Origin of the sequence: Arthrobacter sp. JZ12, from assembly GCF_035189165.1 — a bacterium.
GTDB lineage: Bacteria > Actinomycetota > Actinomycetes > Actinomycetales > Micrococcaceae > Arthrobacter_D.
The window spans coordinates 168,115-191,100 of sequence record NZ_CP045246.1; the positions used below are offsets into that span (position 1 = coordinate 168,115).

At 64.0% G+C, this 22,986-nt stretch carries 19 protein-coding genes; 6 read left to right on the top strand and 13 right to left on the bottom strand.

Annotated elements, in window-relative coordinates; all coding sequences use genetic code 11:
• Window positions 1–14: 14 nt before the first annotated feature.
• The 4 genes from GC088_RS00905 to GC088_RS00920 all read right to left on the bottom strand — a co-directional run bounded on the left by GC088_RS00905 (window position 15) and on the right by GC088_RS00920 (window position 4,207).
• Window positions 15–1,121, bottom strand: a complete 1,107-nt coding sequence (locus GC088_RS00905) for a Gfo/Idh/MocA family protein (protein ID WP_323960040.1) — start codon at window positions 1,119–1,121, stop codon at window positions 15–17.
• A complete protein-coding gene (locus GC088_RS00910; RefSeq protein ID WP_323960041.1) occupies window positions 1,118–1,861 on the bottom strand; it encodes a sugar phosphate isomerase/epimerase family protein in 744 nt (247 codons plus the stop codon). Before GC088_RS00910 ends, GC088_RS00905 begins: the two co-directional genes overlap by 4 nt.
• 41 nt (window positions 1,862–1,902) lie before the next feature.
• On the bottom strand, window positions 1,903–3,075 hold the full coding sequence (locus GC088_RS00915) for a Gfo/Idh/MocA family protein (RefSeq protein WP_323960042.1): 1,173 nt from the start codon (window positions 3,073–3,075) through the stop codon (window positions 1,903–1,905).
• 88 nt (window positions 3,076–3,163) lie between these two features.
• On the bottom strand, window positions 3,164–4,207 hold the full coding sequence (locus tag GC088_RS00920; RefSeq protein ID WP_323960043.1) for a substrate-binding domain-containing protein: 1,044 nt from the start codon (window positions 4,205–4,207) through the stop codon (window positions 3,164–3,166).
• Window positions 4,208–4,358: 151 nt separating this feature from the next.
• Between GC088_RS00920 and GC088_RS00925 the strand changes: the two genes are divergently transcribed.
• From GC088_RS00925 to GC088_RS00940, 4 genes are all read left to right on the top strand, one after another.
• Complete coding sequence (locus GC088_RS00925) at window positions 4,359–5,879, top strand: sugar ABC transporter ATP-binding protein (RefSeq protein ID WP_323960044.1); 1,521 nt, start codon at window positions 4,359–4,361, stop codon at window positions 5,877–5,879.
• Window positions 5,876–6,928 carry an ABC transporter permease gene (locus GC088_RS00930; RefSeq protein ID WP_416377482.1) on the top strand — a complete coding sequence of 351 codons (1,053 nt, stop codon included), beginning with the start codon at window positions 5,876–5,878 and terminating at the stop codon, window positions 6,926–6,928. The genes GC088_RS00925 and GC088_RS00930 overlap by 4 nt, the downstream gene beginning before the upstream one ends.
• A gap of 65 nt (window positions 6,929–6,993) precedes the next feature.
• Window positions 6,994–8,076: a polyprenyl synthetase family protein gene (locus GC088_RS00935; protein WP_323960045.1), complete on the top strand. Its 1,083-nt coding sequence runs from the start codon at window positions 6,994–6,996 to the stop codon at window positions 8,074–8,076.
• Between the two features lie 166 nt (window positions 8,077–8,242).
• On the top strand, window positions 8,243–9,481 hold the full coding sequence (locus GC088_RS00940; RefSeq protein WP_323960046.1) for an ROK family transcriptional regulator: 1,239 nt from the start codon (window positions 8,243–8,245) through the stop codon (window positions 9,479–9,481).
• A 75-nt stretch (window positions 9,482–9,556) separates the two neighbouring features.
• Here GC088_RS00940 and GC088_RS00945 read toward each other — a convergent pair whose 3' ends face one another.
• The 9 genes from GC088_RS00945 to GC088_RS00985 form a co-directional block, all read right to left on the bottom strand.
• Window positions 9,557–10,846: a PKD domain-containing protein gene (locus tag GC088_RS00945; RefSeq protein WP_323960047.1), complete on the bottom strand. Its 1,290-nt coding sequence runs from the start codon at window positions 10,844–10,846 to the stop codon at window positions 9,557–9,559.
• Window positions 10,846–11,754 (bottom strand): PQQ-dependent sugar dehydrogenase, encoded by a 909-nt coding sequence (locus tag GC088_RS00950; RefSeq protein WP_323960048.1) that lies wholly within the window; start codon window positions 11,752–11,754, stop codon window positions 10,846–10,848. The genes GC088_RS00945 and GC088_RS00950 overlap by 1 nt, the downstream gene beginning before the upstream one ends.
• A gap of 236 nt (window positions 11,755–11,990) precedes the next feature.
• Window positions 11,991–13,391, bottom strand: a complete 1,401-nt coding sequence (locus GC088_RS00955; protein WP_323960049.1) for an alkaline phosphatase family protein — start codon at window positions 13,389–13,391, stop codon at window positions 11,991–11,993.
• A 66-nt stretch (window positions 13,392–13,457) separates the two neighbouring features.
• Window positions 13,458–14,576 (bottom strand): metabolite traffic protein EboE, encoded by a 1,119-nt coding sequence (eboE, locus tag GC088_RS00960; protein WP_323960050.1) that lies wholly within the window; start codon window positions 14,574–14,576, stop codon window positions 13,458–13,460.
• Window positions 14,576–15,454: a TatD family hydrolase gene (locus GC088_RS00965; RefSeq protein ID WP_323960051.1), complete on the bottom strand. Its 879-nt coding sequence runs from the start codon at window positions 15,452–15,454 to the stop codon at window positions 14,576–14,578. Before GC088_RS00965 ends, eboE begins: the two co-directional genes overlap by 1 nt.
• 24 nt (window positions 15,455–15,478) lie before the next feature.
• A complete protein-coding gene (locus GC088_RS00970; protein ID WP_323960052.1) occupies window positions 15,479–16,975 on the bottom strand; it encodes an EboA domain-containing protein in 1,497 nt (498 codons plus the stop codon).
• Window positions 16,972–17,853: an SCO3242 family prenyltransferase gene (locus GC088_RS00975; RefSeq protein ID WP_323960053.1), complete on the bottom strand. Its 882-nt coding sequence runs from the start codon at window positions 17,851–17,853 to the stop codon at window positions 16,972–16,974. The genes GC088_RS00970 and GC088_RS00975 overlap by 4 nt, the downstream gene beginning before the upstream one ends.
• Window positions 17,850–18,992 (bottom strand): inositol-3-phosphate synthase, encoded by a 1,143-nt coding sequence (locus GC088_RS00980; RefSeq protein ID WP_416377483.1) that lies wholly within the window; start codon window positions 18,990–18,992, stop codon window positions 17,850–17,852. The genes GC088_RS00975 and GC088_RS00980 overlap by 4 nt, the downstream gene beginning before the upstream one ends.
• A gap of 243 nt (window positions 18,993–19,235) precedes the next feature.
• Complete coding sequence (locus GC088_RS00985; RefSeq protein WP_323960055.1) at window positions 19,236–20,204, bottom strand: sugar phosphate isomerase/epimerase family protein; 969 nt, start codon at window positions 20,202–20,204, stop codon at window positions 19,236–19,238.
• Between the two features lie 248 nt (window positions 20,205–20,452).
• Between GC088_RS00985 and GC088_RS00990 the strand changes: the two genes are divergently transcribed.
• Together GC088_RS00990 and GC088_RS00995 are read left to right on the top strand one after the other, a co-directional pair.
• The gene (locus GC088_RS00990; RefSeq protein WP_323960056.1) at window positions 20,453–21,655 is read left to right on the top strand and encodes an ROK family transcriptional regulator; all 1,203 of its coding nucleotides are present in this window, start codon (window positions 20,453–20,455) and stop codon (window positions 21,653–21,655) included.
• Window positions 21,656–21,951: 296 nt separating this feature from the next.
• Window positions 21,952–22,908 (top strand): sugar phosphate isomerase/epimerase family protein, encoded by a 957-nt coding sequence (locus GC088_RS00995; RefSeq protein WP_323960057.1) that lies wholly within the window; start codon window positions 21,952–21,954, stop codon window positions 22,906–22,908.
• Window positions 22,909–22,986 lie beyond the last annotated feature (78 nt).

The window sequence follows — 22,986 nt, forward strand, 5'->3', positions numbered from 1 at the left end:
CCTTGGGTTGAAGGTCAGGTAAGCGTGGGGACGGTGGGGTCCCAGCCCTCGGGCAGCGGTTCGGCCGCGACGGCGTTGCTGGAGACGTTCACGAAAGCCCGGCTGTCCACTGATTCGGTGATGGAGGCCATCACATCGAGGACGTGGAAAGCCGTGGCACCCTGCGCCCGGTGGGGGAGTCCGGCGCGGGTGGCCCGGGCCATGTCGAGCACTCCGATGCCGCGGCCGAACGTGGAGCCGATCGAAGGGAACGTTTCCCAGGTGTCGGCTCCGTGACGGTGGAGGCGGACCTCGCCGTCGAACCTGTTGGGATCCGGGAAGGCGATTGTCGCTTCCGACCCGGTGATCTCCACGAAACCGTGCCGCGGCAGGGGAGAATCGAAACTCAAATTGCTGGTGGACGACGCGCCGCTCTCGAACTCCACCAGGGCGCTCACATGGGTTGGCACGGTCACCGCGAACTCCTCGCCGGCACGCGGTCCCGATCCGATCACGCGCGTCTTGCGCGAACGGGATCCGAGCGCTGCGACGGTTTTCACGGTGCCGAACGCCTGCACCAAAGTGGTCAGGTAGTACGGGCCCATGTCGAACAGCGGCCCTGCGCCCTCCTGGAACAGGAACGCGGGATTCGGGTGCCAGGCTTCGGGGCCTGGCGACTGCATCAGGGTCAGGGCTGTGAGCGGCTGCCCGATGTCGCCGCGCTGGATCATGCGCAGGCCCGTCTGCAGGCCGGCGCCGAGGAAAGTGTCCGGAGCGCATCCAAGCCTCACGCCGGCGTCGGACGCGGCCTTCAGCAGCAGTTGGCCGGACTCCCGGTCCAGAGAGAAGGGTTTTTCGCTCCAGACGTGCTTGCCTGCCGCGACTGCATCGAGGGCGACAGGCACGTGGGATGCCGGCGTGGTCAGGTTGACGATGATTTCGACGTCGGGATGGTTCAGCGCATCCTCCGGGGTACCCCAGGCGGGAACACCGAACTCCTCCGCGCGGGATTTGGCTGCCTCGGGGAAGAGATCAGCGACAACATGTACCCGGACATCGGGGAAAGCCGTGAGGTTGGTGAGGTACTGCTCGCTGATGACGCCGGCTCCGATGACTCCGACGCCTACAGGGCCGCTCCTCATCGTGCCTCTCCGCCCAGGTAGCGCAGGCTCTGCTCCAACGCCTCGAAGAGGTCACCGGAACTGTCATCGAGTTCCACCACGCCGACTTCCACCGACCCGGCAGCCGCCAAAACCGCGGGGATGTCCATCCGCCCGGAGCCGACGGCAACCTGGGACTTGTTGTCCCTGTCGACCGCCCCGTCCTTGAGGTGAATGAACCGCACGCGCTCGCCGAGCTTGCGCAGAAGCTTTGCTGGATCCTGCCCGCCCACGGCGGCCCAGTAGGTGTCCACCTCCAGGACGACGGCGGGATCCAGGTTCTCGTGCAGAACCTCCAGTCCGGTGCGTTCGCCGAAGACCGCCTCCAGTTCCCACCAGTGATTGTGGTAGCCCACGCGAAGGCCATACTCAGCGGCGCGTACCGACACTTCGTTCAGGGCCTCTGCGGTCTGCTTGACCGCTTCCTCGGTGGTCCAGCGGACCGGGTCAACCATCGGCTCGATGACCGTCCCGATCCCGACCCTGCGTGCCGCTTCGAAAATCGCGTCGCGGTCGCCATCCAGCAGCGGAGCGTGCCCGGAGGGGGCACTCAGGCCGTTGCGTTCCAGGGCTCTGGCGAGAGCATTCGGGTCGGCTGTGAAGTTGTATGGTTCGACCCTGGTGAAACCGATTGCCGCAAGCCGGTCAATGGTGCCATCGAGGTCAGCGTCGAGTGCTTCACGGACGGTATACAACTGAACCGATAACGGTGGAGTAGGCACGCACGCTCCTTCCGGAACGGCCGGCGGGAGCCGGGTCGAAGTCAGATGGTTTTGGTCCAGACGCTGTTCGCTTCCACGCTCCGCTCAACGCCATTGAGTACCTTTTGTACCTGCAGGCCCTCGGCGAAGGAAGGTTCCGGCTGGATTCCGGAGACGATCGCCTCCACGAAGTCCTTGGCCTGGTGGACGAAACCGTGCTCGTACCCCAGGGAATGCCCCGTGGGCCACCAGGCGGAGAGGTACGGATGTTCCGGCTCAGTGACCATGATGTTGGTGAAACCCTGGCTGGTAGCCGGTGCTGTTGCGTCGTAGTAGCCAAGGTAGTTCAGGTTTTCCAGATCGAAGGAAATCGCGCCGGTGGAGCCGGCTACTTCGATGCGTAGGGCGTTCTTCCGGCCCGTCGACATGCGGGTTGCTTCAAAGGACCCGACGGCGCCGCCGTCGAACCGTCCGTTGAACAGGGCGAGGTCATCCACGGTGACGCATCCCCGCTCCGTGCCGCCGGTGCCGGTTAGGCCGGACGCCTGATCGAGTAGTGGCCGCTCATGGACGAAGGTGTTGAGCAGTCCGCTGACTCCGATGATCCTCTGGCCGGTGATGTACTGGGCAAGATCGACTGCGTGTGCGCCAAGATCGCCGAGGGCACCGGAGCCGGCGTGCTCCTTCTTAAGCCGCCAGGTGAGGGGAGCCTCGGGGTCGACCAGCCAGTCCTGCAGATAGGCGGCACGGACTTGACGCACCTCACCGATCGCACCGGACCTGACAAGGTTGCGCGCAAATGCTGCTGCCGGAACCCGCCGGTAAGTGAAGCCGACCATGGCGAACACGCCCTTACCCGCGTTGTCGGCGGCGGCGGCCATTGCCTCCGCTTCCTCCAGGGTGTTGGCAAGCGGCTTCTCGCACAACACGTGCTTGCCTGCCTCCAGCGCTGCAATGGCGATCTCTGCGTGAGATCCGCCCGGAGTCACAATGTCAACGACGTCGATGTCATCCCGGTCGATGGCTGCGCGCCAATCGGTTGCTGTTTCCTTCCAGCCCCACTTGGCGGCGGCAGCCTCCACGCCTGCAGCATTCCGTCCCACGAGAAGTGACATCTCGGGTTGGGCTGGCAGGTCGTAGAACCGCGGTGCAACCCGCCACCCCTGGGAATGTGCGGCCCCCATGAATCCGTGACCTATCAGGGCAACCCTCAGGGCTGGTACGTCGTTCTGCATGATTCCTCTTCGTCCGGCAGTTGAATATGTCAGTTGGTAACCGGATTGGGCGCCTTCATCGACGGAAGGCGCCCAATCCGTCGTCGTTCTAGGACTCGAAGGCAGTCGGCAGGTACTGCTCGACGTTCTCGCCGGTGACCACAGGTGCGTTCAGGACGATGCGCTTCGGTACTTCCACTTCCACCAGGTCGCTCATTGCCTTGTTCTGTGCGATCAGGCGTGCCAGACGGATGCCGTCGGCTGCCTGGGTGGAGGGGTAGATAACCGTGGCTTCAAGGACGCTCTCGCCCGCCTGGATCTCACGCATGGCGTTGGCGGAACCTGCACCGCCGACCATGAAGAATTCGTCGCGGCCCGCGGCATCGATTGCAGCCAGGACGCCGATGCCCTGGTCATCGTCATGGTTCCAGAGCGCGTCGATCTGCGGGGCAGCGGACAGGAGCTGCGAAGTTGCTGCCTCGCCGCCCTGGACGGTGAAGTCGGCAGCAACGCGGTTGTCCACGTCCAGTCCGCAGGACTCCAGGGCGTCCGCGAAGCCGCGGCTGCGGTCCTGGGTCAGCGGCAGGGAGTCGATGCCGGCAACTTCGGCAACAACGGCGTCCGGGTTGCCTTCAAGCTTTTCGCAGATGTACGTTCCAGCGCTGACGCCCATGCCGTAGTTGTCGCCCAGGATGGTGGTGCGAGCAGCAAACGGGCTGGAGAATTCACGGTCAACGTTGATCACCGGGATGCCGGCTTCCATTGCCTGGGTGGCGACCTCCGTCAGGGCAGCGCCGTCGGTGGGCAGCAGCACAATGGCGTCGACGCCGTCGTTGATGAACTGCTCAACCTGGCTGATCTGGAGGTTTGCGTCGTTGGTTCCCTCAGCGACGCGAAGATCGATGTCGCCGTACTTCTCCGCCTCGGCGGTTGCGGCGGAGTTGATTGCACCAAGCCAGCCGTGGTCAGCCGCAGGCCCCGAGAAGCCGATGACTACGGTGTCGCCTTCAGCCGCGTTGCCTTCGACGGATGCGTTGGTGGGCTGGGTGTTGGTTCCCTCTGCCCCCGCAGTACACCCCGTGACAAGGGCACCGACTGCAAGGAAGGCGCCGGTGGTGACGAGCATCTTCCGGCCCGTACGAACAGCAAGCATGTGTATCTCCTCAATGAGTTAGGTGCGTCTTCGCAACAGTGCGGATGCCTCAATGCCCGCATCTTTGCGTGACTGCTATCACAGTAACAGAAGTTTGGAGGAAATCGACGGCTTTATACCGATTGCCGACATAATGTGTTAGCTTCGTCTCATGTTCGAAGAAGATCAGCTCCAGCCGTTGCTAGAAGTTCGCGGAATCACCAAGCAATTCGCTGGTGTGCAGGCGCTCAAAGGTGTCGACCTGCAGGTACTTCCGGGAGAAGTGCACTGTGTCATGGGCCAGAACGGAGCCGGCAAGTCCACCCTCATCAAGACCCTGTCCGGCGTGCATCAGCCCGACAGCGGAGAAATCCGCTGGGAGGGTGAGCCGATTTCCCTCCCCAGTCCCACAGCCGCGCTCGACCTCGGCATCGCAACCATGTACCAGGAGCTCGACGTCGTGGACGGTCTGTCCGTGGCGGAGAACATCTTCCTCGGTCATGAACGCGCAAGTGGAGGCGTTCTTCACGTGAAGAAGACCAATGCGATCGCGCGTTCGCTGCTGAAGCGACTGGGCCACGGCAATCTGTCGCCGTCTACCGAAGTCGGCACGTTGTCTGCGGCGAACAAGCAGATCGTGAGCATGGCGCGCGCCCTCTCGCGGGACACGAAGTTGATCATTATGGACGAGCCCAGCGCCATCCTCGACTCGGGTGAGGTGTCCAACCTCTTCCGGGTAGTGAGGGAGCTGACCGCCCAGGGCATTGCGGTTGTCTACATCTCCCATCGGCTTGAGGAGATCCGCCAGATCGGCGACCGGATCTCGGTCATCAAGGACGGGCGCAGCACCGCAAACGGACTGAGCGTTACAGATACTCAAAAGTCAGAACTCATCAGGCTGATGACCGGCCGCGACGTCGAGAATGTCTTCCCCGAGCGGAAGCCCATCTCCCCAGAGGCGCCCGTGGTTCTGGAAGTCGAGAACCTGGAGCTCGCCGGCCACTTCGAAAAGGTCAGCTTCTCGGTACGCGCGGGAGAGATTCTTGGATTCGCGGGACTCGTCGGCTCCAAACGCTCCGAGATTCTCGAAACGATCTACGGGGCACGCAAGTCGTCGTCAGGCAAGGTTTCGGTGAACGGCAAGGTGCTGCGGGCCGGGTCAGTTCCCGCTGCCGTGGAATCGGGGATCGGGCTTTCACCTGAGGAGCGGAAGAGCCAGGGCCTGATCCTCGACGAGCCGATCTTCAAGAACGTAACGCTCTCCACCTTCGAACGGTTCGCCCGCGGGGGACACCTTGACGAACGTTCCGAGCGGAACGCAGCCCGCGAGCAGATTGCGGCGCTTGAGCTCCGGCCCGCAGACCCGGATCGTCCGGCCCGCACACTTTCCGGAGGTAACCAACAGAAGATCCTCCTTGCCCGTTGGCTGGTGCACGGGACTCCGGTGCTGCTGCTGGATGAACCCACCCGCGGCGTCGACGTCGGTGCACGCGCTGAGATCTACGCACTCATCCGCCGGCTGGCGGCAGCCGGCACCGCAATCATCGTCGTCTCGAGCGAAATCGAGGAAGTGCTCGGCCTTGCCGACAACGTACTCGTCATTGACGACGGCAAGGTCCTCACTCAAACCAAAGCAAGCGATCTGGACGAGCACGGTGTGCTCGATCTCGTCATGAAGGGAAGTGCCGCGTGAGCGAGCAGAATACCAAGGTGATTGAACCGCGCACGGATGCGCCGGTCGATCACAGTGCCCCCAGGACCAATCCGGTACAGAACTTCCTGAGGGGATCCGCTGGACGGAATCTTGGACTGGTTATCGCGCTCGCGCTGCTCCTCGTGGTGGGTGCAGTTACCAGCGGCGACCGGTTCCTCAACCTTGAAAACATGCTGACGATCCTTCGGTACGCCTCGATCATCGGCGTTGTGAGCATCGGTGTCACCTTCGTGATCACCGCTGGAGGTATCGACCTCTCTGTGGGCTCGGTGCTGGGGCTTACGACGGTGGTGGCGAGCCTGACCAGCGTGCAACTTGCTGCGACGCAATCATCCTGGCTCCTTATGGTGGTCGTGGCTCTTGGAGTAGGAGCCCTTGCAGGCCTTATCAACGGCTTGGTGGTCGCTTACGGCAATGTCGTCTCCTTCATCGCCACCCTCGCCATGCTCGTCGGCGCCCGCGGACTCGCCGAGCTGATTTCCGGCCGAAGCACACAGATCGTGAACAACCGCGACTTCCTGCAGTTCATGCGCGCTGACATGCTGGGCATTCCCATCCTCATTTGGATCTTCGTGGTTGTCGCAGCGGCCGGGTGGTTCCTGCTGAACCGAACCACGTTCGGACGCCGCACCATTGCAATCGGTGGAAATCTCGAGGCTTCCCGCCTGGCGGGTATCAAGGTCAAGCGCCATCTGGTTTCCCTTTACGTCCTCGCCGGCGTGACGGCGGGCATCGGCGGTGTGATGTTCCTAGGCCGCACCACCGCTGGAACTTCGACGCACGGACTGCTCCTGGAACTCGATGTGATCGCCGCTGTCGTGGTGGGCGGCACTCTGCTCATCGGCGGACGCGGAACCATCATGGGAACCGTTCTCGGCGTTCTGATTTTCAGCACGTTGACCAACGTCTTCACGCAGAACAACCTGGACACCTCGGTCCAGGCGCTCGCCAGGGGCCTGATTCTTGTAATCGCGGTTCTGCTGCAGCAACGCTTCGCCGCACGAGGAACCCGAGCCGGCAAGAGATAGGCACGCGTGGCCCACACCGGCACAGCGATGCCGCCGGACGGATGGACGGAATCGGAGGAAATGCAGTGAACCAGCTGAACATTGATACCGCCGTGCACGAGGACGCGGACCGTGAACTCGTCGAGGACGTCCTGCGCAACTTCTTCGAGGAAGCAAAGCTGCGCGCGGTGTCGGTGGGCGCTACCTACCTCGGGCTCTGGGAAGCCTTTGAAAGGGCAGCCGCGGGCGGGAAGCGCTCCCGCCCGCGGCTGGTCATGCTCGCTTATCGGGAGCTCGGCGGCACCGATCCGGCCGCTGCGGCGCGTATTGCGGCATCCTTCGAACTCCTGCACAGCGCACTGATAATTCATGACGACGTCATCGACCGGGACTTCGTTCGACGCGGAGCACCGAACGTGTCAGGGCACTACCGGGCGAGAGCACTTCGCGCGGGCGCCGGGCAGGAAGCCGCCGAGCACGTAGGCGTTTCCGCAGGAATCCTTGCCGGTGATCTCGCGCTCGCGGGGGCCTACCGTCTTCTGCGCACGGTCGACGCGCCGTCGGCAGTCATGCTCCGTCTCCACGAGATCCTTGACGACGCCATCTTCTCTTCTGTGGGCGGGGAGGTCTTCGACGTGGAATTCAGCAGATCGTCCACCATGCCGTCCCTCGAGGACATCACAAAGACTGCCCACCAGAAAACGTCCGTCTATTCCTTCGAAGCGCCGCTGCAGGCAGGAGCGGTCCTTGCCGGGGTGGGACAGGCCACTGTTGCAGCCCTGAAGTCCTTTGGGCACTACGCCGGGATTGCCTATCAGGTGGCTGATGATGTCCTTGGCGTATTCGGCAACACCACGAGAACCGGAAAAACAACCTGGGGCGACCTGCGCGAGGGCAAGCGGACGGCGATGCTGTCCTACGCTGCCACCCGGCCTGAGTGGTCATCCATTGCTTCCCTGATCGGGTCGGCGGACCTATCTGCAGCCGACGCCGAGTACGTGCGGGCGGTCCTGGTAGCCTGCGGTGCAAAGGATTACGCCGTGAACCTCGCTACGGAACATGCCCACTGCGCATTGGTCCACCTTGAGGAGCAACTGGTGCCGTTCGGGCTACGCAACAGTCTTGAGCACATGCTGTTCTCGGTGATCGCAGGCCTGACCTCCGACTAGGTTCCGGTTCAAACTCCAGGTCGTCGCAATGCTGACTCATCCGTGATGTCCGGTGGGCGTGACGTTAGGATGAGAGAACGAGAGCGAGACCCAGGCGGTTGCCAGGAAGGACCTGAATCGGGGTGGAAGGCAGTTCGAGGCACGTTCTTCCCAGGCGATGATCCCGGTGTCCCGCGATGACCGTATCCGCAGACCGGTCATCGCCACCAACCTCGGTACCAATCGCGATTCGACGCGCCAGCACAACCTTTCGACCGTTCTGGGGCTTGTCCATTCGATGGGCGGCATCTCGCGTGCTCAACTCACCCGTGCTACCGGCCTGAACCGCTCCACCATAGCCGCACTCGTGGGAGAGCTTGTCCAGCATGGCCTCGTGCTGGAAAGCGACCTTGACCAGGAGCAGCAGCACGGCCGGCCGAGCATCATGATTGAGCCGAGTCCCACCACGCTGGCGCTCGCAGTGAACCCCGACATCGACGTCGTGAATGTAGCGCTGGTCTCCCTGGGCGGCCGGGTTGTGAACCCGGTCCGCTTCCACACGGTACGTGCGCCGTCAGTGACTGAAGTCGTGAATATCGTCTCCGCCGTATACACCGGGATGCGCACGTCCCTCCCTGCCCAGCACCGCATCGTCGGCCTGGGCCTCGCGATCCCAGGATTGGTCGACTCCAACGACGGCAGCGTGATTGAAGCGCCCCACCTCAGCTGGCGGGAAGAACCACTGGGTGCACTGCTCAGCGATTCGCTGAAGCTCCCCGTGACCGCGGCCAATGACGCCGTGGTGGGCGCCCGGGCCCAAGCCACCTTCGGGGCAGGCCGCGATATTGCCGACCTCGTCTACCTCTACGGGGGTGCCAGCGGAATCGGGGGCGGCGTCATCAGCGGTGGGCGCCTCATCCGGGGCGCGACAGGATTTGCGGGCCAATTGGGGCACATGCATGTACTCTCCGGCGGTGCCGAATGCACCTGCGGTGCTGCTGGCTGCCTTGAAGCGGAAGTAACCAGGGAAGCCCTGGTTAAAGCTGTCGGTCTGCCGCAGGGCGACATCGAGAATCTCGAAGAGGCAGTGCTGGAGAAGCTGCGCGAAGGAGCGGCATCGCAGTCGCTGGCCGAACTCATCGGGCGACAGGCCGATTTGCTGGCGGTGGGTCTGCGCAGCATCATCAACCTGCTGAACCCATCCATGATCGTGCTCGGCGGCTTTCTGAGAATCCTGTTTCTGGCATCTCCCGAGAGGCTGCACAAAGCGCTACGCGCTCAAGGCATCCGCGGCGAACGCGAGAAGGTGGCTATCGAGCTGGCGCCCCTGGGAGAAGATTCCATCCTCGTCGGTGCCGCCGAGTTGGCCTTCGAACCGCTCATTCGCGATCCCGCTGGGTTCCTCCGCCCTTCCGTCGCCACCTGATCGGACACGAAACGGGCGCCCTCCCAGCTGTGCTGGAAGGGCGCCCGTTTCGTGTAGACCGAGGGGTCCGTGTACTCAGCGGGTCTCGAAGAGGACAATCTCCGCGGTGCCGGTGAGCGGTGCGGAGGACGCGTCGCCGGCATCCGTGTAGCTTGCGCTGAACACGGCGGACAGATCGTCGACAGCAGGATCATGACCTTCCGGAACCGTGGTGGTCAGGGTTCCGGTGCAACCCGATGTGGTGGTCTGCGGGTGACCATGGGTGTGGTGCCCAAGGATGTAGGTCACCTCGACCAAGGAGCAGTCCACCGGCTGGTCATCGGTGACACGCACTTCATAGGTCACGGTGTCACCGAACTTGAAGTCCTGCCCTGCCACGGGGCTGATGAACTCGATCACCGGCGCCTGGTTGCCGACCTCAATGGCTACCTCTGCCGAGGAGGAGCGACCGCGGTGCTTGCCCCCAAGGTCCGTCACCTGCAGGGTTGCCGTGTAGGTTCCGGTCTCCTCATAGGTGAAGGAGGGGTTCGGCTCCTCCGAGTCCACAACTCCATCCGAGTTGAAGTCCCACTTGTAGCGGAGCTTGTCGCCGTCGGCGTCGTTGGTTCCCTCACTCGAGAACTGGACCGTCAGGGGTGCGGAACCCGCGACGGGGGATCCGGAGGCGACGGCTACGGGACTGTGGTTGCCATTGGGCCCGATGTAGTCGATGCGGGACAGCTGGGCATCGGGGTTCTCGCCGAAGTAGCCGTCTCCGTACTCCAGGACGTAGAGCGCTCCGTTGGGACCGAATTCCATGTCGATCGGGTTGTCGACGACGAGGGAGTCCACAACGTTCTCGATCGAGGCCAGCTCGCCGTTCTCCATGGTCATGCCCTTGATGTAATCGCGGGTCCATTCGTAGAAGAAGGACTTGCCGTCGTAGTAGGAAGGCCAGGCAACCGGGGCGCGGCCCTTTGTTGCCTTCTCATCAAACTGGTAGGCCGGGCCGGCCATGGGGCCGATGCCACCGGTCTCAAGCTCCGGGAACTCCGGGGAAAGACCGTAGCTGTACCAGACTTCCGGCTGGGCTACGGGAGGAAGCTCGCGAAGACCCGTGTTGTTCGGCGATTCGTTGACGGGAGCTGCGCAGTCGAAGGCTTCGCCGGAAGTGCCCGTGGCGAAGTCGTAATCGACATACGGCAGTTCTGCGGTGGCGCAGTAGGGCCAGCCGTAGTTGGAAGGTTCGGTGACAACAGCCCACTTACCGGTGCCTGCAGGACCGCGAAGGGGGTTCGCAGTGCGGGCGTCAGGGGAGTAGTCGCCGATGTAGAGTTCACCGCTGCTCTGGTTGAGTTCGATACGGAACGGATTACGCAGTCCCATCACGTAGATTTCCGGTCGGGTCTGGGGCGTTCCCGGGGCGAAGAGGTTTCCTTCGGGAATGGTGTAGCCGCCGCCGTCCTGGGGGTGATACGAAGAACCTTGCCGCGGAGGTCATTGGTGTTGGCGGAAGTGCGCTGCGCGTCGAGCGCAGGATTGCTCGTCGGACGCTCATCGATGGGCGTGAAACCGCCGGACTGGAACGGGTTGGTGTCATCGCCTGTCGAGAGGTACAGGTTACCCTCTGCGTCGAAGACGATGTCGCCGCCGACATGGCAGCAGATTCCACGGTCCCCGGGTACCTCGATGATCTCCTGCTCGGAGGCGAGGTCGATGGTGGATCCATCGAACTGGAAGCGCGACAACTTCAGGGTGCCGTGGAACTTCTCGAAATCTGCGGCTGTGCCTGTGAAGGGTGCATCGCCCTCATTGACCGTGGGGGTTGCCGGATCGTCCACGGGAGTATCCTGCGGTGGCGAGTAGTAGAGGTAGACCCAGTTGTTGCCCTTGGTGCCGAACTTCGGATCGAGGGCGATGCTCTGCAGGCCCTCCTCATCGTGCTGGTAGACGTCGAGGGTTGCCGCCAGCGTGTTGAGACCGGTCTTCGCTTCATGGAGCCAGACCTCGCCACCCCGGGTGGTGTGCAGGACATTGTTGTTCGGCAGAACGGCCAGGTCCACGGGTTCTCCCGGGCCATCATTCAGCGTGACCTTCTGGAAGTTGGCATCCGGGGGAGCAACCTGCGGGGCTGCGCCGGACTGCGCCTGGACTGGCGCTACGGCGAAGGACGTTGCCATCAGGGCAGCCAGAGCAAGGCCCGCGCCCGTGCGTGCCCTGAACTTGGCCTTGGAATTGGCGGCATCGCCCCGATGCCCGGAAGCTTTCGCTTTCGCTTGTCGATTGACTGTCATCGTTCACTTTCTTCTCGCCTTTGAGGACCCGGACCAGCCGGAGTCAGGTCACCTTTGACGCTAGTGGAGAAGCTGCGTGTTGCCTAGTAGTTTCATCAAACAAACTTGAGATTTTCTTGAGTGCACCTTGAGGATAAGGTCGGGAAAGGGCGCGCTGAAGCCAAAAAGGCACTTGTACAAATTGTTGTTTGAAACCTCGAACTCGTTTCTCCGCTGCTGTCGCAGGCCTCTGCCCGTCAGCTCCGTATCGATTGCATCTCCAGCACGAGGTCCTTGACCCTGGCTGCGGGAACCTGGCGGTCTGATCCCACCAGGGGTTCGAATGAGGCAGGGATCCTGGAGGACGAACTGAGGATCAGCGGCGTGCCTTCCGCCGAATCCGGCAGCCGGCCGTGGGTTCCCCGCACATGCGAAGGATCCAGGGGCACTGTGCTCATGGCGTAGCGCATACCCAGCTTCTTCTTCACGAGATTCAGCCCGGCCTTGGCTTTGGCAAGGCGGTCGGCGGGATTGAAGAACAGCTCGGCGGGGTCGTAGCCGGGCTTTCGATGGATATCGACGCCGCGGGCGTACTCAGGTGCGCGCTCGTCGTCGAGCCAGAAGTAGTACGTGAACCAGGCTCCCGGCTCGGCAACCACCACCAGTTCCCCGGACCTCTCGTGGTCGAGCCCGTACCTTCCCTGGGCTTCGCGCGACAGCACCTCGTCGACACCGTCGAGGCCGCGCAGTAAGGCCGCCACCCGCTCAACGTCGGCGGGATCGGAAACGTAGACATGCGCAACCTGGTGGTCGGCAACGGCGAAAGCGCGCGAGGTCCATGGATCGAGCTGTTCGCGTCCGTCCTGCACATACACCTCAAGCAGCCCCTCGCGGCGCAACACCCGGTTGATGTCCACGGGCCTGTCGGCCGGTTCGATGCCGTACTCAGACACGGCGAGAACGTCATAGCCCGAGGATTGCGCTTCGTCCAGAAGCGGTGCCAGGGCAGCGTCGAGTTCCCTTGCAGCCGAGTGGGCCTGCGGGGAGTCCGGGCCGAACCGCTGGAGGTCGTAGTCGAGGTGAGGCAGATAAGCCATCAGCAGGTGCGGACGCCGTGTGCGCATCACATGTCTTGTCGAGTCGACGATCCAGGCCGTGGACCGGATGGCAGCGGTCGGACCCCAGTACTGGAACAGGGGGAACTCGCCGTATGAGGAAGTGAGCTCGTCGTGCAGGTCGGCCGGGCGCACATAGGCGTCCGGTGATTTGCGGCCGTCAGCGTGATAGATCGGGCGAGGTGTCACAGTGACGTCTGTGGACATGCCCATGGCATACCACCAGCAGATGTTGGCTGCCTGATAACCCGGATCCCGGTGGCGGGCGGTTTCCCAGATGTTCTCGCCGTCGACGAGGCGGTTGTGTTGCCGCCACAGAAAGACATCCCCGAGTTCCCGGAAATACCAGCCGTTCCCCACGATGCCGTGCTCGGCCGGTGACAGGCCCGTCAGCATAGTGGACTGCACTGTGCAGGTCACGGCGGGCAACACGGTCGCCAGCTGCGAAGACCAGCCTTGTTCGCCGAGCCGTGACAATCGCGGCATCGAAGCCAGGGCCTTCGGAGTCAGGCCGACAACGTTCAGGAGCAGTACGGGTTTCATGGATTTCTTCCTTGCCGGATCGAACTTGCCGATTGCCGGATCCAACCTGCCGGATCAGGCAGTCGGCTAATTGGAGGTTGCGAGCAGGTTGGAGCCCGCCCAGTCGATTTCGGCGGCGATTCCTTCGATGATGCCGACCGTTGAATCCGGCAGGACGCTCCAGGTGTAGGTTTCGACGTCGAGGTGCACTTCCGCACCGTAGGAAGCCCTTCGGACCGCTGCCACTGTCCGGCGCAGCACCTCATCCGTGCTCTCGAGTGGTGCAGCCGGTTCATGATGCAGGGGAATATGGAAGTGCACGCGCCAGGGATTTTGCGCAGGCAGGCTATCGAGGGCCTCGGCGAGATCGTCGGCCGCAAGCACGCCGCCCTCCGTGACCTCCCTCACCTGGTGGAGATACCTGGGCTCGGCGAAGCCCTCCAAAGCTGTCCGGGCCGCAGGAGCAGAGGGGTCGGGCACGTGAAGCGCCATCGACGCCTGCACTTTGACGACGCGGATTCCAGCGGCAGCTATTCCGCGGATAGCTTCCTCCGGATCAGCGAAGGAGACTGCGAGGTGGCAGGCGTCCACGCATACGCCCACATATTGCGGGTCGATCCCCCGGTCGAGGCGGGCGCCGAGCCAACTGACGACGTCGGACACGGTATCCAGCACGCATCCGGGTTCGGGTTCAACGGCAATCCGCACGGTCCTGCCCGTGCGTTCCCGAAGCTCAGCGAGCGCCCGGCTGAGCCGGCCGAAGGCGGCTGTGGCGGCGTCGTCGTCGTCCTGCGTCCAGGGCTCGCGCCAGGCGAGCGGCACGGTGGAAATCGACCCCGCTGTGCCTTCAGGCAGCAATGCTGCGAGAACCTCGGCGCAGTCCAGCGTGTATTCCAGGCGTTCCCCTTCGGCCCAGGTGGGTTTGTACACCTCCAGCTTTACGACGTCATTGTGGAAACCGCCGTACGGGAAGGCGTTGATGGTGTGGAGTTGCAGTCCCTCTGAAGTGAGTACGTTCCGGAGCGCCTCCCGGTCTTGCGGATTCGCCGCCAGCTGCCGGGCAAGCGTTGCCGGGAGCCAGAGCCCTACCCCCAGCACAGGAAGACCTGTCTTGCGGCGGATCGGACCCGCATAGTCCCGCAATTGGCGGATGACGCCGTCGAGATCCTCAGCCGGATGGACATTGGTGCAATAGGAGAGCAGCATCAGGCGCGGGCTCCGCGCAGGACCGAATTGCCCTCGAAGCCGACCCCGGCGGCGGGAAGCTCGTCTGCCACGAAGCCGGGTATGGGATCGAGGATGAGCTGGCCGCTCTGTCCGTAGAACTCGACGGGGTTGCGCCACAGGACCTGGTCCACGTCGTCGGGCGTGAAGCCCGCTGCAAGCATGGCGTTCGCGGTGCTGAGCGTCTTCAGCGGATCTGAGCGGCCCCAGTCGGCGGCGGAATTTACCAGCATCTTCTCGGTGCCGTAGCGCTGCAGGATGGCGACCATGCGATGCTCGTCCATCTTGGTGTCCGGGTAGATCGAGAACCCCATCCAGGCTCCGGCGTTCTTGACGATCTCCACGTTGGTTTCGTTGAGGTGGTCCACGACCACCCGTTCCGGCCCGATTCCCGATTCGCGGACGACGTCGAGCGTCCGGTGGGTGCCCGACAGCTTCTCGCGGTGCGGGGTATGGACGAGCACCGGCAGTGAATACTCGATGGCAAGCTCGAGCTGGCGGCTGAAAGCCTGGTCCTCGGCGGGGGTCATTGAGTCATAACCGATCTCCCCGACGGCAACCACGCCTTCCTTGACGAGGTAGCGCGGCAGTTCGTCGAGGACGGGCACGCAGCGCGGGTCGTTGGCTTCCTTGGGGTTCAACGCAATCGTGGCGTGGTGCCGGATGCCGAACTGAGCTGCACGGAACCGCTCCCATCCCAGCAAGGAATCGAAGTAGTCGATGAACGATCCGACGTTGGTGCGGGGCTGCCCGAGCCAGAATGCCGGCTCCACCAGCGCGCGGACTCCGCTCGCGTAGAGGGCTTCGTAGTCGTTGGTGGTGCGGCTGGTCATGTGGATGTGCGGATCAAAGATGCGCATGGGTGCTGCTTCCTCCGGTTGCTGTCAGTTCTGCTTCAGTTCGCCTGCGGGAAGCTGCAGAAGCAGTTCCGCATCATCTGGGACGGGACGGCCGGCGGCCCGCCGTTCCGCGGCGAATGCCTCAGCCATCCGCGCCAGCTCGTCATCGGCCCTCGTGCGAAGGTCCGCGACGGCCTGCAGGCTGATGCCCGTGAAGATGAGTTTGAGGACGGCGTGGCGCCAGCTGTGCTGGTCCAGGTATTGGGCGGCGAACGGCCCTACGGCCGAGGCGACCAGTGCGCTCTCGTTGGTTCGCAGCGCATCCGTTGTCAGTGCCAGTCCAGCACTGACGACGACGTCGGGAAGCGCCGGATGGCTGTCGGCCAGCACTCCGAGCCCCCTCAGTACGCCCCGCCGTTCCCCGGAGTCGCCGCGGTTGTAGAGGTCGGTGAGGGTTGCCGCGAGCTCGTCGGGACGGAAATGTCCACCCAGCCGGCCGATCAGGCGGGCGCGAGCGACGTCGTCCGTGGTGCCGCACAGGACCCCGGTAGGGTCGGTAGCCGGGAAGGCCGGCGTCCGACCGACGCTGCGGCCGGCCGTGGCGAAGATCCTGGGCAGGAGCATCGCGTCGGAGGTAATAGCCGCGGCGCTTTCCTGCACCCAGCGTGCGGTGTTCCTTGAGCCGGAAGAGGCGTCCCAGGCATCTCGGAGTGCCGCCATGCTGCGCGCCGCGAGGCCCGGCGCATCATGCGAATGCCGGGGAAGCTCAACCGCAGCGATCCCCTGGAAGTCCAGTTCGTCGAGGGTGGCAAGCGCCTCGGCAACATCGACGGCGCCCTGACCGAAGGGTAGGTGCTCGTGCGCTTCGGGGCGCATATCGTCCAGCTGGACGTTGGCGAGCAGCGCGCCGGCCCGAAGCAGTGCTCCCCGCACGCCGTCGGGCTCAACGACCACGCAGTGCCCGATGTCAACGGTGATTCGCAGGTGTTCCGGGTCGCCTAATTCAGTCCTTAGCCGCAGGGCATCCGCAACGGTCTCAACCAGCATCCCGGGCTCAGGTTCGATCGACAGGAGCACGTTTCGGGACCGCGCGTGGTTAATAAGGTCACCGACGCGCGATGTCAGCCGCTGCCAGCCTGTCTGGGGGTCCGTATCCGCGGGCAGGACGCCGGAAAAGAAGGAAACGCACTCCGACTCCAGGGCAGCGGCAACGTCCACGGCACGACGCAGGAAGTCGACACGGCTGTCGGCAACCTCATCGACGAGTGCAGGCCGGTGCTTCTGCCGCGGATCCAGCAGGAAACGGGTACCCGTTTCGATGACGCTGCGCATTCCGCGTTCGGACAGGAGCCGCCGAAGCTCCTGCACCTGCTGTCCGCAGTCCTCCGCGAACGGGTCCAGGTGGGGGAAGCCGAGGGTGAGGGCGACAGCCGTGTACCCCTGTTCCGACAGGAGGTCGAGCGCTACCGGGAGCGGATGGTCCGCAAAGCCGTTTGTTCCGTAGCCAAGGCTGAAGCGCATGCCTTCTGCTGGCGTGGTCATGATTCGCTGATCCTCCTGCTCCTGGGGCGGGAACGCAGTACCTTGCCCGTCAGGTCCACCAAGGCGAGTGCTGCGGCAGCCGAAGCGTTTCCGGACCGCAGGCTGAGGGCGGCCTGCAGCGGAATCATCGCGCGAATGCCGGCCTTGGTGGCTTCGAGCGCGTTGATGGCCTCCGGATTCCGGGCGGCCCGCACCTGCGCGGGAGCGCACCTCGCCGCGTACAGGGCGGACGCGGCGACGACGGCGGCAACCTGCCGCCGTGTGCCGGCGGAACCGGCTGCGACCGCCCCGGCGAGAAGTCCGGTGCCGGCAGCGACGCCGGACGCCGTCGTCGTAGTTGTGCCGTCGACCTCCCCGCGGGAGAGTAGCGTGACGGCAACGGTATGGCCGCCCATGATGCCGGCCGCCGACAGGGCCGGCCGCAGATGACCACGTCCAGCGCCCATCAGGACGTCCAGCGCGCGGCAGGCACCCATGGTGAGGGCGCCGGGAACCGCGTACTTCTTTGCCGCGAGGTCGTAGGTCCAGATCGTGGCGGCAAGCGGAAGCCCGATGGCGAGCGCCCGCCGCCCGCCACCGACTGCGCTCAGGGCAAGGCCGACGACGGTCAGACCCGTCGCTGTTGCCAGCGCGTCGCGGGCGCTGATGCGCCCGGAAGGAATCGGGCGCCGCGGACGCTCCCGTGCGTCGGTCTCCCGGTCTGCGTAGTCATTGAGTGCCATGCCGCCCGCGTAGAGGCAGGCGCTCGCAAGGGGCAGGGCAAGGCGCCGTCCACCCATCCGGTGTCCTGCGGCCGAGCCGCCAGCGAGTGTGTCGCCCAGGACTGTGAGCACCGCCGGTGCCCGTACCAGTTCGAGATAATCGCCGAGGATGCTCACGGGAGGTGGTTCTCCGCGTCGCTTGAGAGCCGGGCAGTGGCGGCCGCAGCCCACTCCACAAGGTTCCTGGTCTGGTTGGCGAAGGAATGTTCGTCGCTGCCCCAGGGATCCTTGAAGAAGAAACCTAGGGCCGGGATGTTGCCCGTCTCTCCGGCCGCGTCCGCGAGTGCCATGAGCCTCGCGAGGTCCAGCACCATGGGTGCGGCGAGCATGGAGTCGAACGCACTCCAGGTTGTCTGCAGGGTCAGGCGGGATCCAAGGAATCCCTCGATGTTGATGTGGTCCCAGGCGACCTTGGTTTCTCCGAGGTCCTGCACGTTGTCGATGTGGAGTGGGGTAACGGCGCCCCCGGTAAGCTCCTGCAGGCCGCGGTTCTTGGACTGCAGCTTCCCGGAAACAGCCTGGGGGTCCGCGAGCGTGGCTCCGTCACCACCGCCGAGCAGGTTGGTCCCGGCCCAGGACAGTACCCGCAGGCCCCGCGACGCCAGCGCGGGAGCAAGGACGGAGCGCAGCCAAGTCTGTCCGGTTTTGCCGTCCTGTCCGGCTGTGGCGATTCCCTGGCGATCCGCCAGTATGCGCAACGCCGGCACATTCAGGGCAGTCGACGGCGTGAAGCACACATAGGGGGCGCCGGCGAGGACCGCGGCGTAGGCACTTACCGAGCTTGGAGGCAGTACAGCCCTTGCCGGGTCCTCGAGCGCGGCCAAAAGCAGGTCCGGATCTTCGAACTCGGGGGCAGGTGCTGCGGGCGGTTCAGTGGACGCGACATCAAGCACGATCACGCGGGCGAGGCTGTGGGTCTCCCTGAACTCGAGGATGTCCTGGGCCAGGCGCCGGGCGACCTGTGCCTGGGATTCCGAACCCTGCCCGGGGTCGTAGCCGGGACGGACCCGTTGGTCGGTGTCCACCAGATGCGCGCGCACCGATTCGATGAGGTGTGGCGGCAGCATCCCGGACTCTACGAGTCCTTCTGCCCGTTTGGCCATGCACACCTCGCTGATGTCATGGCCGCCGATCAGGAGTTCCCGGTAAGAGGGGAGGGCTACGCCGTCGAACTGCTTCTGCTCCGTGACGCACCCCGTGGGATCCGCGTAGCCGGCGGAGATTGCGGCAAGGCCGGCAGCAGCGGTTGTTGCCACAGATCCACGCGCTCCAATCAGCCAGATGCCGGTCCTTCCGAACGAATGGACTCGGTTGTCCGCTTGCAGCGGTTCATCCGGGATCCTCTCGGCTGATGTTCCCAATTCGGTGTCCTTTCACAGGTGGAGCAAAGCAGGCGGGCAGCGGCCAGGCGCAACACGCAGATGCAGGTGGAGAAGAGTATGGGCCGCTCTCCGGGTGCCGACTGGACGGTACCCGGAGAGCGACGGGATGCGGCGTGATCAGTAGGAGTAGCAGGTGAGGAAGTTGAAGCTGTCCTCAGCGAACTCACGGGTTGCCGGAGCGCCATCGCGCTCAATCACGTAGTACTTGACGTGGCCCTGGGCGGCGTCGAGGATCGGACCCCATTCGATGTCCCCTTCACCGACATCGGTCAGCAGCGGGAAGCTCTGGAATCCGAGGGTGTTGTCGGGCAGGGCGCCGTCCTTGATGTGGAGCAGTTCGATCCGGTCGCCGTAGCGCTCAAGCAGGTCAACAACGTCGACCCCGGCGTCGGATGCCCAGAAGACGTCCAGCTGGAATGCGACGTAGCGGGGGTCTGTGTTGGCCAGGAGCACTTCATATGCCGTGGTCCGTTCTCCCGTTTCCGGGTTGGTAACGAGCGTTGTGAACTCCCACCAGTGGTTGTGCCCGAAGTGCTTCCCCGTTCCCGCCTCCGTGGAAAGCTGTCCGAGGCGGTTCATCGCCTCGGCGGTGGCCAGCACATCCGCGTAAGTGCTTGTACCGTCCCGGTTGATGCCGGGCGATGCCCAGCCTCCGGAACCGGTGTACTTCTGCCCGATCGTCTTGGCGTACGCAAGCGTCTCGTCGAATGTGGTCTCAGCAGTACTACCGTGCGCCGACGGTGCTTTGAGTCCGTATTCCTTGAGCAGGTCCCGGAACTCCTCGGCCGACCGTCCCTCGTACGACGCACCGAACGGCTCCACGTTCTTGTACCCGATCTCCGCCAGTTCTGCGAGGATCCCCTCCGTGCCGACCTCCTGCTGCCAGCCGGCGTAGCTGTAGAGCTGGAAGGAGATCTTGCTGGCAGGCACGCTCCGGCCGGCGCATTCGGCAGCGGCATTGGCGTTGCCGGACGCGGGGGCTGCGACAGCAGGTCCGGCCAGGACCGCCGTGGCTGCGACAGCGAGCGACGCCGCTGCGGCGAGCTTGCGGGCAGTGCCCGAGACGATGGTGTTGTCCTTGATCAAAGCTTCCTCCTTGAAGTGATGCCACCGTGGTCAACGCCGTTCCGGTTCCAGCGCTGGACGCTGAAAGAGACGCTGATCACACACGAACCTAACACGACTAATGACGGCTAACAACGAATGTTGAGCCGCGTTCGATGTATCAGCGCGACTTTCGGGCAAACTTCGGTCGAAATACCCGGTCGTACCTAGCAATGGGGCCGGTCACGAGAGGAAAGACGTTTCGTCGATAGGTGTGCTGTAATTGGTCGATGAGTGACATAAGTAGCTTCAACGGGCTTGGTTCGTCGGGGGCCAGTGAGCTGTTCCAGATCCTGCGGGACGGGCGCCCCCGCACCAGGACCGAGCTGGCGGAACAGATGGGTCTGGCGCGCTCCACGGTCACGCTGCGGATTGAAGCCCTGATGGAACTGGGGCTCGTCGGTTTCGTGGACGACGCCGTCTCCACCGGTGGGCGCCCATCCTCCCGCATTGCGCTCAAGGCGGGCAGCAAGGTGGTCCTGGGTGTGGACATTGGAGCTTCGCATGTGCACGTGGCCGTGACGGATCTGACCGGACACCGCCTTCGCGAGGACTCCCGGACGCTCGAGGTCACCCGGGGACCGGACGTTGTCCTGGAGGCCGTAGTCGAGATGGGCAGCAACCTGCTCAAGGAATCCGGCCGCGCGGCCGAGGACCTCCTGGCCGTCGGGATCGGAGTGCCGGGACCGGTGGAACACCGCACAGGCAGGCCCATCAACCCGCCGATCATGCCCGGCTGGAACGGCTTCGACGTTCCCGGTTACCTTCAGAACCACTTTCACGTCCCAGTGCTTGTGGACAATGACGTGAACATCATGGCGCTGGGCGAGCGCAATGTGGCGTGGCCGCATGTCGACAACCTCATCTTCGTCAAGGTCGCCACCGGTATCGGGTCGGGGATTGTCTCCAGTGGAATGCTCCAGCGCGGCGCCGATGGTGTTGCAGGGGATATCGGCCATATTCGGGTTCACAACGGTGCGGGCGTGCCGTGCCACTGCGGAAACCTTGACTGCCTTGAAGCAGTGGCATCCGGTCCCGCAGTGGCGGCCAAACTTCGGGCCCAGGGCCTGGAGGCCAAAAGCAGCGAGGATGTGGTCCGCCTGGTGGGGGCGGGCACTACCGAGGCGGTGCATGCAGTCCGGCAGGCCGGCAGGGATGTCGGCGAGGTCCTGTCCGCATGTGTAAGTCTGATCAATCCGTCGGTGATTGTCATCGGCGGTTCCATGGCGCTGACTGGTGAGCACTTCATCGCAGGAATCCGGGAGGTCGTGTACTCGCGTACCATTCCCCTGGCCACCCAGCATCTGCAGATCGTGCAGTCCAGCTCGGGCCTGGATGCTGGTGTGCTCGGAGCCAGCATGCTGGCAATCCACCACGCCATGTCTCCACAGAGGATCGACGCAATGTTGGGCCTGGCCGGGTCCGTAGGGTAGCCGACGTCGAGTGCCGAAATTGATCGGCAACTGATCGGCGACTTTTGCTTGACAGGCAACAAAACCCGGACCTAGGCTCGAGTCCACAAAGCTGGCTCGGATCCAAGGTCAGGAAGTAGAAGCGGCAAGCTGTGGCGAAGAAGCCGGAGGCTGACGCAACTAACTTGTGCTCCTGGTTGCTGTGGCAGCTCCAAAGGCTCACGCCATCCCCACTGTCCCGCTGCGCTCTGCAGCATCCTTGAGCTTTCCGCTGCCAATGCCGGTGCGGAAGGTTTATCTGCCAGAAAGGCAAACACATGTGCTTCGGATTCAATGCCCCCGGTGCCCTTCGTCGTTCACTGGAAGAGAAGGGAGTGGACCGACGCAGCTTCCTTCGCGGAGCGGTTGCGGCGGGCGTTGGAGTTGGACTTGCCGGTCTTGGAGGCAGTGCGGCAATCGCGGCCCCGGCTTCCAGCGCCGCGAGGGCAGGTAGGCCCGTTCCTCCTGGGCTGATCAGCATCCAGCTCTACACGCTCCGCTCCATCATGCGGGGCGAGGGGGTCGACGCGACCCTGGCGAGCCTGGCCGACTACGGATACACGAAGGTTGAGCTCGCCGGGCTCTACGGCCGCACGGCCGAGGCAATGCGCGCAACCCTGGACTCGCTCGGGATCACACCGTCCTCCAGCCACGACGGCATCAGCAGTGATGCTGCGGCCCTCGAAACCAAGATCGCGAACGCAGTAACACTGGGACAGACCCATATCAACGTTCCCTACCTGGACTCGACGAATGCTGATGACTGGCGCCGGTGGGCGGACCAGATGAACGCTGAGGCCGCCGTGGCCCGGGATGCCGGCCTGAAGTACGGCTACCACAACCATGCCCACGAGTTCACGACCGACCTCGGCAACGGACTTACCCCGTGGGACATCTTCACCAGCAGGCTCGATCCCAAGCTGGTCCACCTGGAAGTCGACCTCTACTGGGCGGTGACCGGCGGTGTTGGCGTCGGCGCATCCGATCCGATTCAGTTCGCCATCGACACGATCCTGGAGGCCCCGCAGAAGGTCCTGCAGTACCACGTGAAGGACAAGGAGAACCTAACCGGCGACCGCAACTTCGCTGACCTCGGTACGGGGATCATCGACTTCGCCCGCATCTTCCGCGCACATACTCCGAAGGAGTACATCGTCGAGAACGATCAGCCCGATGTCACCCCGCTGCAGACCGCGGAAGTCGGATACAACTACCTCCGGAGCCTCCGCTTCTAGTCCAGTCTGAGCAGAAGCCGGGCCGACTGCCCCCGTACGGGAGGCCGTCCGCCCGGCTTCCGCGTTAACACGAAGTTG